An 11,208-nucleotide genomic window follows, 5' to 3' on the forward strand; every position below is an offset into this window, starting at 1 on the left:
GGCGGAGAACGACCTCCCAGCGGCGCCGGTCAGCTGCCGGAGAGGGCCACCAGCTCGTCGCCGCGCTGTTCGAGAAGCACGCCGCCCGCCGAGTCCAGCGAGACGGGGCCGTCGTGGCCCTGCCGATCCACCGGCAGCACCCGCTCGCGCGCCCCGGTGTCCGGATCCAGCACCGCGATCCCGTCCGGTACCGGGACCAGCACCCGGCCGCCGAAGTCCGTGGCCGGGCCCAGCACGTCCGGTGCGCGCCAGGCGGGGGTGAGCGTCACCGGGTCCAGCGCCAGCACGTCCGCGCCGGTGAACCAGTAGTCCAGGCTGCCGCGCTGGACGCGCTCCAGGTCGACGTTGCCCGAATCGTCCGGAGGGCCGGTACGCACCGGGTAACGGTCCTGCACCGCGCCGGACGAGTCGTGGACCAGCACTTCGCCCCGGTCGCGGAAAGCCACGGCGACCCGGTCCTCGGTGACGGACACGACGGTGGCCGGGGCCTCGCCGATGCCGACGCTGAAGACCTCCTCCGGTGATTCCTCGTCCTCGGGTTCGGCCTTGATGGTGGTCAGCCGGAGGCCCTGCTCGCGCGGGCAGTTCTCCACGACGGCGATCTGCTCGTCTCCGCTGCCCAGCGATTCGAACGGGCAGCCGGGGCGGTTCATGTTGTTGTCCGGGTTCTTCGGCGCCGGCGGCAGGCCGTACTGCTGGGTGCGCACCAGGTCGGACCGCCAGGTCTCGAAGGACCGGACGCCGGTGGCCGTCAGCGCGTCGCCGTCGGACAGCAGGCGGGTGCCGGGTTCGGCGTCCGAATTGCGCTGCGGTGCGCGCACTCCGGTGTCGCCGCGCAGCGAGGTGACTTCGCTGCAGTTGCGCGTCTTGCCGTGCACCGCGATCACCCGGTCCCACTGCTCGTCGACCGTGCACAGCGGCAGGTCCCGCGAGTAGTGCCAGGCGGGGCGGCCGGACTCGGCGTCGTGGCCGGTCACGTCACCGCCCGCTCCGGTGACGACCGCGGGACCGGCGACCACCGGGTGCGGGGTCGCCGGACTGGGCTCGCGCCAGACCTCGCGCAGCCGGTCGGGCACCTCGCTCGGGGCGGGGGACTCGGCCAGCGGCTGCTGCGCGGGTGCGGAGTCCGTGGCGCGGGCGTCGCTGCGCCACCACAGCGCGGTGGCGGCCGCCAGGACGGCCAGAACGATCAGCACCGCCACGGTGAGATCGGTTCTCGTGCGCCGTTCCGGCGGGACCACAGTCACTCCTCGATCGCGGCGGCCGTGCCGATCACCGAGCCTACCCGCAGCCCGGGTCCGGCTCGCGGTGGTCGGGCCGCTCGCGGGTCAGCTGCCGGTGCCGCTGACCGTGCCGCCGCCGGTCGACTCGCTGGAGCCGGAACCGCCGCCGCGACGCCTGCGCCGCCTGCGGCGCGGACGCTCGGCAGCACCGGACTCCTGCTCGCCCGCGGACTCCTGGTTCTCCGGTGCGGACTGCCCGCCGCCGCTGACCTCGCTGCCGCCGCGGGTGCGCCTGCGCCTGCGGCGGGTCGGGCGGGTCTCATCCGAGCCGTTCTCCCGGCGCGTCTCCGACTCGGCCGACTCGGCACCACCACCGCTGCGGGTGCGCCGCCGGTTGCGGCGCGGGCGCTTGGCGGACTCGCCCTCGGGCTCGGCGTCCAGGCCGGCCCGGGTCCGCTTGGACAGCGGGAGCCTGCCGGTCGCGTCGGACGGGATGCCCAGGTCGGAGAACAGGTGCGCCGAGGTGGAGTAGGTCTCGACCGGCTGCGGGCGCTCCAGGCCCAGCGCATCGCTGATCAGCTTCCAGCGCGATTCCTCGTCCCAGTCGACGAGGGTGATCGCCACGCCTTCCCGGCCCGCGCGGCCGGTGCGGCCGATCCGGTGCACGTAGGTCTTCTCGTCGTCCGGGCACTGCATGTTGATCACGTGCGTGACGCCGGTCACGTCGATGCCGCGCGCGGCGACGTCGGTGGCCACCAGGGTGTCCACCTTGCCGGAGCGGAAGGCCCGCAGCGCTTGTTCGCGCGCGCCCTGGCCGAGGTCGCCGTGCACCGCGCCCGCGGCGAACCCGCGCTCGGCGAGCTCGTCGGCGAGCTTCTGCGCGGTGCGTTTGGTGCGGCTGAAGATCATGGTCAGCCCGCGGTCCTTGGCCTGCAGGGTGCGGGCGATGAGCTCGGTCTTGTCCATCGCGTGCGCCCGGTAGACGAACTGCTCGGTCCGCTCGTGCACCGCGCCCTCATCGGCCTGCTCGGCCCGGATGTGCGTCGGCTGGGTCATGAACTTGCGGGCCAGGGTCAGGATCGGTCCCGGCATGGTCGCGGAGAACAGCATGGTCTGCCGCTGCTCGGGCACCATGCGCAGGATCCGCTCCACATCGGGCAGGAACCCGAGGTCCAGCATCTCGTCGGCTTCGTCCAGCACCAGACCGCCGACCTTGCCCAGCACGAGGTGCTTCTGCTCGGCGAGGTCCAGCAGGCGGCCGGGGGTGCCGATGACCAGGTCCACACCGGATTTCAGGGCGCTGATCTGCTCCTCGTAGGGGCGTCCGCCGTAGACGGCCACCGTGCGCACGCCGAGGTCGCGGCCGGCTTCGGTGAGGTCGCGGGTGACCTGCAGGCACAGCTCGCGGGTCGGCACCACGACCAGGGCCTGCGGCGTGCCGTCGCCGGGCACCTGCAGCCGCTGCAGCAGCGGGACGCCGAAGCCCAGGGTCTTGCCGGTCCCGGTGCGCGCCTGCCCGATGAGGTCCTCGCCCTGCAGCGCCAGCGGCAGGGTCAGCTCCTGGATCGCGAAGGTGTGCTCGATGCCCCCGGTGCGCAGCGCGGACACGATCTCCGGGCGGACGTCGAGCTCGGCGAAGGTGGGGGATTCGGGGACGACCGCCGCGGCTTCCTGCCCGTCGGCGGGCTCGATCGTCGCCTCTGCGGCGCCGTCGACGGCCCCGCCTCCTTCGTGGTTCTCGTTGCTCGCGGGGTTGTCGGGGTTGGTGAACGTCAGAATGATCGCCTCTTTCGGTACCTGCGCGCACATGTCCCGCTGCGGGCCGATCCGTCGTGACGTTCCCGCGCTGCGGCATGCCGTTCGGCGCCGCTGGCGGTGGTGGTCGACGTGATGATGCGCGCCCTCGTTCGTGCAGCGGCTCGTCCGCTGCTGGTCGGTCGGTCTCGGCGTCTCGTTCGTCCCGAACGCCGGCGGGCCGATTGGCCGCGGCCGCGTTCGTGCCGGTGGGGGAACCGGGTCCCGGTCGTGCTCGCCTGTTCGGCGGGACGGCCGGGCGACGGTCCACCGGGTAGCGGTATGACCACCGGATAACGGTATGACCACCGGGTAGCGGTATGACCGGGAACGCGATCACCGGCCTGAGTGCTGCCGGTGGTCGGACGCCGATGCTCCTCCGCCACTGAGGATACCTGCCTGGCAAGCCCCGCTGCGGTGGGAGCGGGACTCCGGGCGCGGCGGCGGATACCCTCGTGGGCATGAGCGAGGCGGAGCGCGGCGCGGCGGCCACCGGGGAACGTGACGAACGTTACGAAGAGGGAGTCGTCGACCTGCTCGCCGTGCTCGCCTACGGGGAGCTGTCGGCGTTCGACCGGCTCGCCGAGGACGCGCGCACCGCACCGACGCTGACCGGCCGCGCCGCGCTGGCCAGCATGGCCTCCGCCGAGATGGCGCACTACCGGGTGCTCGAAGAGGACCTGGCCTCCCGCGGGGTGGCCGTGGACGAGGTCATGCAACCGTTCGTCGCGCCGTTCGACGGGTTCAACGCCTCGACCGCACCGCACTCGTGGCTGGAGTCGCTGGTCAAGGCGTACGTGGGCGACGGGCTGGCCGCGGACTTCTACCGCGAGGTCGCCGAGTGGCTGGACCCGCGGTCGCGGGAGCTGGTGCTGACCGTGCTCGCCGACACCGGGCACTCGGCTTTCGCCGAGCGGGAGGTGCAGGCCGCCTGCGAGGACGACCGCAAGACGCGGGACAAGCTGACGCTGTGGGGCCGGCGGCTGCTGGGCGAGGCCATCACGCACGCGCAGCGGGTGGTCGCGGAACGCGATGCGCTGGCCGAGCTGATCATCAAGGGTTCCGGCGACCTGACCGGGATCGCGGCGATGTTCCGCCGCCTGCAGAACAACCACACCAAGCGCATGACGCGGCTGGGCCTGGGCTGATCCGCCGGGCCGGTTCGGTTCTGGGATAGCCTGGCGGCCGATCAACCCATCGATTTCGGCAACGGAGGTTCGGCGTGGAGGTCAAGATCGGCGTCGTGGACAGCCCGCGCGAGCTCAACATCGCCAGCGGTCAGTCCCCGGAGCAGGTGGAGTCGCTGGTCGCCGACGCGCTGCAGTCCGGTGACGGCGTGCTCAAGCTCACCGACGACAAGGGACGCCGGTACGTCGTCCCGTCGCCCAAGATCGCCTACGTCGAGATCGGCCCGGCCGAGGCTCCCAAGGTGGGCTTCGGCGTCAGCGGCTGACGGCGCGGCGAACGCGCAGCGGGGCCGTCCTCCGGTGCTGGAGGGCGGCCCCGCTGCACGTTCCGGTCCGGATCAGGGCGCGGCCGCTGCGGGTTCGTCGGTGGCCACCGGGAACGGCGGCCTGCCCACTCCGCTGATCCGGTAGCGCCCCCACGGGTCGGGATCGGACAGCGTGCCCGCCGCTTCACCGTGCGGGGTGCGCAGCACGACGGCGGCCTTGCGGTTGCCCGCGATGGCGTCCACGCCGTCGGCCGCCTGAACCCGGCCGTACCAGTGGAAGCGGCCGTCGATGGGCTGGAAGTGCCCGCGCAGCACCACGTCCGCCTCGACCTCGTGGTCCTGGGTGAACACGGCCGCCGGGCCTCGGTAGTCGTGCTCCTCGTGCTCGGTCATCTCGCGGCCTCCCGTGTCGCTTCGTTGCGCTGCTGGTCGGTCTCGGGTCGCGGGGGAGTCAGCCCGCGTCGGAGCGCTGCGGCCCGTCGGGCTCGTCCGGCACCGCGTACAGCTCGATCTCGCCCGGTAGCGGTTCGTCCGGGTCGAGCACGATGCCGCCGGAGCGCAGCAGGCCGTCGATGGCGAACCAGATGATCTGCGCGAGGTATCCGGTCAGGTCGGCGCGGCTCATGGTCGGCCGGTCCAGCCACCAATCCCCCGCGGCCTGCACCATGCCCACGACGCCGTGGCTCCACGCCTCCACACCGCCGGAGTCCAGGCCGAGCGCGCGGGCGTACTGGCCGAGCAGGCGGGACAGCGAGTTGGCGATCACGGTCTTCTCGGTGGAGACCGGATCGGCCCGGGGAGTCTTGTCCGCGAAGGTGCTCTGCACGACGAACCGGTAGAGGTCGGGCAGCTCTTCGATGGTGGCCAGGTAGGTGTCCACCAGGGAGTGGATCCGCTGGTTCGGGCTGCCGCCGTGGTCGATCAGCGGGCGCAGCCGGTCCATGAGCAGCTGGGTGCCCCATTCGCCGACCGCGACGTACAGATCGCTCTTGTCGCTGAAATGCCGGTACAGCACGGGTTTGCTCACCCCGGCCTCGGCGGCGATGTCGTCCATGCCCACTTCCGGGCCGTGCCGGGCGATGGCGCGGACTGTGGCTTCGACGAACTCCGCGCGGCGTGCTCTGCGGTGCTCGCGCCAGCGTTCGCGCCGGGCATCGCCGGTCCGCTCGTCCTCGGGCACCGCCTTGACAGGCCGCTTGCTGTGGCTCACGCTACCCAAGCTAGCTGTTACCGCAAGTAACACGCAATCCGGCGGGTGAGAGGGTGATCACGGGATGAGGGGCGTCTCGCAGGTCAAGGACCGGGAGAAGACGGCGGATCGGCTGTTGAAGTCCTCGGCGAAGAACAGCTACGACCCCGAGGTCGACATCGACTGGGATGCCCCGCTGGTCGACGGCGCTCCCTACATCCCGCTGCACCGCAGCTCGCTGTACGGCACGCAGCTGTGGGAGCAGCTGGACCACGAGCGGCGCGTCGAGCTGACCAAGCACGAGTTCGCCAGCGTGGCCTCCAACGGCCTGTGGTTCGAGGTCCTGCTGATGCAGATGCTGCTCAAGCAGTTCTACAACTCCGACCCGCGCACCAGCCACGCGCAGTACGCGCTCACCGAGATCGCCGACGAATGCCGGCACTCCACCATGTTCGCCAAGGCCGTGGACCGCGTGGGGGCTCCCGCGTACGGCCCGGTCCCGCTGCTGCACTTCGGCGGCCGGCTGCTGCCCACCGTGCTCAAGGGCCCTTCGGCGTTCGCCTCGATCCTGGTCGCCGAGGAGGTGCTGGACCGCTTCCAGCGTGACCAGATGAACGACGAGACCGTGCAGCCGCTGGTGCGCATGGTCAACCGCATCCACGTGCTGGAGGAGGCCCGGCACGTGACCTACGCGCGCGAGGAGGTGCTGCGGCTGATGTCGAAGTGCAGCCCGGCCGAGCGCGCGTACCACCAGTACTGGACCGCGCTGGTGTCATTCTGCATCTGCTACAGCCTCGTCAACCCGCGGCTGTACGCGGCGGTCGGGCTGTCGCCGAAGCAGACGCACAAGATCGCGTGGAACAACCCGAACTGGCAGAACACGCTCACCTGGGGCGGCGAGAAGATCATGGGCTTCCTCGACGAGGCCGGGCTCATCGGCAAACCGGGCATGTTCTGGTGGAAGAAAGCGTATTTGATCCGATGAGGGGAGCGACCTTGCCGACCGCGGTCGAGGAAGTCTGCACCACGTCCGACGGCGCCCGGCTGCGCGTGCTGGACGAAGGGCCCCGGGATGCCCCGGTGACCGTCGTGTTCACCCACGGCTGGACGTTGTCGCAGCGCAGCTGGGACGGGGTGGTCGACGGACTGCCGGTGGCCGCCGGGACCGAGGTGCGCACGGTGCGCTTCGACTTCCGCGGCCACGGCGACAGCGACCCGGCCGAGGACGGGGTGGCGAGCATCGACCGCTGCGCCGACGACCTCGCCGAGCTGATCGACCAGCGGGTCCCGCACGGGCGGATCGTGCTCGCCGGCCACTCGATGGGCGGGATGACGATCATGGCGCTGGCCGAGCGGCATCCGCACCTGCTGGACCGGGTCGCCGGCGTGGCGTTCGTGGGGACCTCGGCGGGCGATCTCGCCGCACCGGCGCTGGGCCTGCCGGCCGGTCCGGCCGCGCTGGCCAACCGCGGGGAGCGCGCCTTCCGCAAGCGGCTGGCCACCGCCCGGGGCCGCAGGCTGGTCAAGCGTTCCGCGCTGCTGCGCCCGGGCATGCGCTGGCTGCTGTTCGGCCGCCGGCCGCAGTCCGAGCACGTGGCCGCCACCGCGGAGTGGCTGGGTGCGGTGCACCCGGCGAACATGGCCGCCTACCGGGAATCCCTCGCCGTGCACGAACGCGCCGGTGTGCTGGGCAAGTTCGCCGACCTGCCGGTGGTCGTGCTGGCCGGGACGGCCGACCGGCTGACCCCGTTCGCGCACGCGCAGCGCATCTCGGAGCAGCTGCCGGGAGCGCGGCTGCTGGTGTACGCCGGTGCCGGGCACATGCTCCCGCTGGAGCGCTCCGGCGCGGTGACCGACCGCATCGCCGAACTCGTCCGCGGCGCCCGCTGATCCGCGTACGCGCGGCCCGGAGGTGACTCACCTCCGGGCCGCCGTGCGTTCGGGAGGACTCAGGAGGACTGCAGCAGCGGGAAACCCGCAAGGCCCTTCCAGGCCAGCGTGGACATCAGGCCCACCGCTTCGTCGCGCGGGATGGAGTGCTCGGCGTCCAGCCAGTATCGGGCGGTGACCTGGCTGAGCCCGACCAGGCCCACCGCCAGCAGCCGCGCGCGCTCCTGGTCCAGCCCGGCGTCGGCGGTGACCGCGTCGGCGACCGCGTCGATGCAGCCGTCCACCGCGCCTTCCACGGCCTTCTCCACCGCGGGCTCGCCGCGCAGGTCGGACTCGAAAACCAGCCGGTACGCCTGGTCCTTGCCGTCCACGAACGCGTAGAGCGCGCCGACCGCCGCGCGCACCCGCTGCTTGTTGGACGGGGTGGACTCGATGGCGGTGCGGACCCGGTGCACGAGTTCGGTGCCGTGCTTGTCCAGCAGCGCCAGGTACAGGTCCAGTTTGCCCGGGAAGTGCTGGTACAGAACGGGTTTGCTGACCCCGGCCTGCTCGGCGATATCGTCCATCGCCGCCGCGTGGTAGCCGTTGTGCACGAACACCTGCTGGGCCGCTTCCAGCAGCTGTGCGCGGCGCGCATCGCGGGGCAACCGGACGCCCCGGTTCGACTGCGCGGTCTCGGTCATCCTCGCCTCCACCCGGTCCGTCATCGCGCGCCCTCGTCGACGCGCACCCCGGCACGCCGACTCTACTCGCTAGTAGGCGCGGATCACGAGAGCCGGTCGTGGTCCGTCCGGGGGCCGTCGCTGCGGCGGTTGCGCGCCGTGCCGGGCCGTCGGCGCCACGCTGCGTCACCCCGGCGCGCGGAGGCGGGTCCGGCCCGGCCGACCGCGGTGGTGGGCTCCTGCGGGCCCGCGCTCCCGATCACGCGGTGTGGTCGCGCCTGTCCGGCGCGCGGATCGCGCTGTGGCACCCTGAGTGCGTGCCGCCAGCGCCGCGTGATCCCCGTTCCTCCACGTCGCACCGGGCGTCCCGGCGCGTCCGCGAACGGGGCGAGCCGCTGCGGGCGTCCTGGAACCCCACCGAACCCGGCCCGGACGAGGACGCGGAGCGGCGCGGCGGCAGGCACCGGCGGATCTCCCGCTACGGCTGGCGGGTCTACGCGATCCCGCTGCTGGTCGTGGTCACCGCGCTGGCGGTGCTGCAGACGGTCGGGCCGGTCACCGACGGCGAGGAGTCCGGCGAGCAGGCCGCGGCTCCCGCGGACCGACCGGCGCCCGAGCCGAAACGGCCCGTGGTCACCGAAGCGCAGCCCGGCGGGGAGTACGACGAGGACCTGTTCTCCGCGGACCTGCCGCCCGGCGGGCCGATCCCGGAGACCGGCGCGCGCACCTTCGAGGTGCAGCCGGGCAGCACACCGGCGATCGGCTCCGGCGAGCTCTACCGCTACACGGTGGAGACCGAGGTCGGCATGGACCTGCCGGAGGGGCCGGAATCCTTCTCCCGCCTGGTGCAGGACACCCTCTCCGACCCGCGCAGCTGGACCAACCCGGAGGCGGGTGGCATCTCGCTGCAGCGCGTGGACGGCGACGAGCAGCCGGACTTCCGGGTCATCCTGGTCAGCAGGCAGACGGCGCGGGAGGCGTGCGAGTACAGCGACGGGGTGCCGTTCGACAGCTCGTGCCGCAAGGGCGAGATGGTCTACCTCAACGCGGCGCGGTGGGCGCGCGGCGCGGTGGCCTTCGAAGGAGACCTGGGCAACTACCGCCGCTACGCGATCAACCATGAGGTCGGACACGTCTTCGGCAACGGCCACGTGGGTTGCCCGGAGCCCGGGGCGAACGCTCCGGTGATGATGCAGCAGTCGTTCAGCGTGTCCAACAACGAGCTGCACGAGCTGAACCAGGTCGCTGACCAGGGGACTTCCATTCCCGCCGACGGTTTCGAGTGCCGACCCAACGCGTGGCCGCACCCGACCGGCGGGGGCGGGCACTGAACCCGCGGGATGATTCAGCTCACTCCCGGATCCTGGGAGCGACTTGGGGGCGGGAAGTCATCGGGGGATCCTTGCGTTGCAGATCGGTGAGGCCCCGAAACCGGGTGCCCGGCTGGTCCCCCTCCGGATGCTCCAGGCACCGGCGCGGACGTCCGCGGCATCGGGTGGCCGGTACCGACCCATCGAGGAGGAGCTGGGAATGTCCGGCGCAACGACGCTGCCGCCGCTGGTCGAACCCGCGGCTGAGCTGACCAAGGACGAGGTCGCGCGTTACAGCCGCCACCTGATCATCCCGGATGTGGGGATGGACGGGCAGAAGCGGCTGAAGAACGCCAAGGTGCTGGTGATCGGCGCCGGTGGGCTCGGCAGCCCCGCGCTGCTGTACCTGGCCGCCGCCGGGGTGGGCACGCTCGGGATCGTCGAGTTCGACGAGGTCGACGAGTCCAACCTGCACCGCCAGATCATCCACGGGCAGTCCGATCTCGGGCGGTCCAAGGCCGAGTCCGCCCGCGACTCGATCGCCGACGTCAACCCGTTCGTCGAGGTGCACCTGCACCAGACGCACCTGACGTCGGACAACGCCCTGGACATCTTCGCCGACTACGACCTGATCCTGGACGGCACCGACAACTTCGCGACGCGCTATCTGGTCAACGACGCGGCCGTGCTGCTCGGCAAGCCCTACGTCTGGGGCTCGATCTTCCGGTTCGAGGGCCAGGTCAGCGTGTTCTGGGACAAGCACGGTCCGCACTACCGCGACCTGTACCCCGAACCGCCGCCGCCCGGGATGGTGCCGTCCTGCGCCGAGGGCGGGGTGCTCGGCGTGCTGTGCGCCTCGATCGGTTCGATCATGGTCAACGAGGCGATCAAGCTGATCACCGGCATCGGCGAGACGCTGCTCGGCCGGCTGATGATCTACGACGCGCTGGAGATGAACTACCGGACCGTCAAGATCCGCAAGGACCCGAACACCGAGCCGGTCACCGAGCTCATCGACTACGAGGCGTTCTGCGGCGTGGTCTCCGACGACGCGCAGCAGGCCGCCGCGGGCAGCACGATCACGCCGGTCGAGCTCAAGGAGAAGTTCGACCGCGGGGACAAGTTCGAGCTGATCGACGTCCGCGAGCCGCACGAGTACGAGATCGTCAAGATCGACGGCTCCACGCTGATCCCCAAGGACAAGATCCTGTCCGGTGAGGCGCTGGCCGATCTGCCGCAGGACAAGCAGATCGTGCTGCACTGCAAGTCCGGCGGCCGGTCCGCGGAAGCCCTCGCGGCGCTGCACAAGGCCGGTTTCGGCGACGCGGTGCACGTCGGCGGCGGTGTGCTGGGCTGGGCCAACCAGGTCGACGAGAGCCTGCCGACCTACTGAGCCACGACCCGACGGCGGGTGTCGGCACCGAGCGTGCGCGGCGCCCGCCGTCGTCGTGTCGGCTCACGACGTCCCGGAGTGCCTGCTACGCCGCAGACCCCCTGTCGGGGTAGCGTGCGGGCGTGAGTCTTTCGCCGGAGCCGCCACCGCCGCACGTGCGCGCGGCATTCGGTGCGCGCGTCGAGGAACCGGAACTGCTCGAAGGCGGCGTCGCCTGGCGCTGCGGTGACGTGGTGCTGAAACCCGCCGCCAACACGGCCGAAGCGGCATGGGTGGCCCAGGCACTGGACCTGC

11 protein-coding genes are annotated in these 11,208 nt (G+C 71.9%); 6 read left to right on the forward strand and 5 right to left on the reverse strand.

Features of this window, described 5'->3' with window-relative positions; genetic code table 11:
• Positions 1-29: 29 nt before the first annotated feature.
• Together IQ251_RS14765 and IQ251_RS14770 are read right to left on the reverse strand one after the other, a co-directional pair.
• Entirely contained in the window at positions 30-1,241 is a 1,212-nt protein-coding gene (locus IQ251_RS14765) for an Rv3212 family protein (RefSeq protein WP_193929149.1), read from the reverse strand.
• A gap of 87 nt (positions 1,242-1,328) precedes the next feature.
• The gene (locus IQ251_RS14770; RefSeq protein WP_193929150.1) at positions 1,329-3,032 is read right to left on the reverse strand and encodes a DEAD/DEAH box helicase; all 1,704 of its coding nucleotides are present in this window, start codon (positions 3,030-3,032) and stop codon (positions 1,329-1,331) included.
• Between the two features lie 446 nt (positions 3,033-3,478).
• Here IQ251_RS14770 and IQ251_RS14775 point away from each other — a divergent pair, with 446 nt between their 5' ends.
• Positions 3,479-4,165 carry a ferritin-like fold-containing protein gene (locus IQ251_RS14775; protein WP_193929151.1) on the forward strand — a complete coding sequence of 229 codons (687 nt, stop codon included), beginning with the start codon at positions 3,479-3,481 and terminating at the stop codon, positions 4,163-4,165.
• A 74-nt stretch (positions 4,166-4,239) separates the two neighbouring features.
• The gene (locus tag IQ251_RS14780) at positions 4,240-4,470 is read left to right on the forward strand and encodes a DUF3107 domain-containing protein (RefSeq protein WP_193929152.1); all 231 of its coding nucleotides are present in this window, start codon (positions 4,240-4,242) and stop codon (positions 4,468-4,470) included.
• A 72-nt stretch (positions 4,471-4,542) separates the two neighbouring features.
• On the opposite strand, the gene IQ251_RS14785 is transcribed toward IQ251_RS14780, so the two are convergent.
• Positions 4,543-4,863 (reverse strand): DUF4873 domain-containing protein, encoded by a 321-nt coding sequence (locus tag IQ251_RS14785; protein ID WP_193929153.1) that lies wholly within the window; start codon positions 4,861-4,863, stop codon positions 4,543-4,545.
• A gap of 58 nt (positions 4,864-4,921) precedes the next feature.
• Positions 4,922-5,680: a TetR/AcrR family transcriptional regulator gene (locus tag IQ251_RS14790; RefSeq protein WP_193929154.1), complete on the reverse strand. Its 759-nt coding sequence runs from the start codon at positions 5,678-5,680 to the stop codon at positions 4,922-4,924.
• Between the two features lie 64 nt (positions 5,681-5,744).
• Here IQ251_RS14790 and IQ251_RS14795 point away from each other — a divergent pair, with 64 nt between their 5' ends.
• Both IQ251_RS14795 and IQ251_RS14800 read left to right on the forward strand, forming a co-directional pair.
• Positions 5,745-6,644, forward strand: a complete 900-nt coding sequence (locus IQ251_RS14795) for an AurF N-oxygenase family protein (RefSeq protein ID WP_193929155.1) — start codon at positions 5,745-5,747, stop codon at positions 6,642-6,644.
• Between the two features lie 11 nt (positions 6,645-6,655).
• The gene (locus tag IQ251_RS14800; RefSeq protein WP_228046933.1) at positions 6,656-7,549 is read left to right on the forward strand and encodes an alpha/beta fold hydrolase; all 894 of its coding nucleotides are present in this window, start codon (positions 6,656-6,658) and stop codon (positions 7,547-7,549) included.
• A 59-nt stretch (positions 7,550-7,608) separates the two neighbouring features.
• Here IQ251_RS14800 and IQ251_RS14805 read toward each other — a convergent pair whose 3' ends face one another.
• Positions 7,609-8,232, reverse strand: a complete 624-nt coding sequence (locus tag IQ251_RS14805) for a TetR/AcrR family transcriptional regulator (RefSeq protein WP_193929157.1) — start codon at positions 8,230-8,232, stop codon at positions 7,609-7,611.
• A gap of 296 nt (positions 8,233-8,528) precedes the next feature.
• Between IQ251_RS14805 and IQ251_RS14810 the strand changes: the two genes are divergently transcribed.
• A complete protein-coding gene (locus IQ251_RS14810) occupies positions 8,529-9,542 on the forward strand; it encodes a DUF3152 domain-containing protein (RefSeq protein WP_193929158.1) in 1,014 nt (337 codons plus the stop codon).
• A 199-nt stretch (positions 9,543-9,741) separates the two neighbouring features.
• Positions 9,742-10,914: an adenylyltransferase/sulfurtransferase MoeZ gene (gene moeZ, locus IQ251_RS14815; protein WP_193929159.1), complete on the forward strand. Its 1,173-nt coding sequence runs from the start codon at positions 9,742-9,744 to the stop codon at positions 10,912-10,914.
• The last annotated feature ends 294 nt before the right edge of the window (positions 10,915-11,208 follow it).

It is taken from the genome of Saccharopolyspora montiporae (assembly GCF_015209505.1).
GTDB lineage: Bacteria > Actinomycetota > Actinomycetes > Mycobacteriales > Pseudonocardiaceae > Saccharopolyspora > Saccharopolyspora montiporae.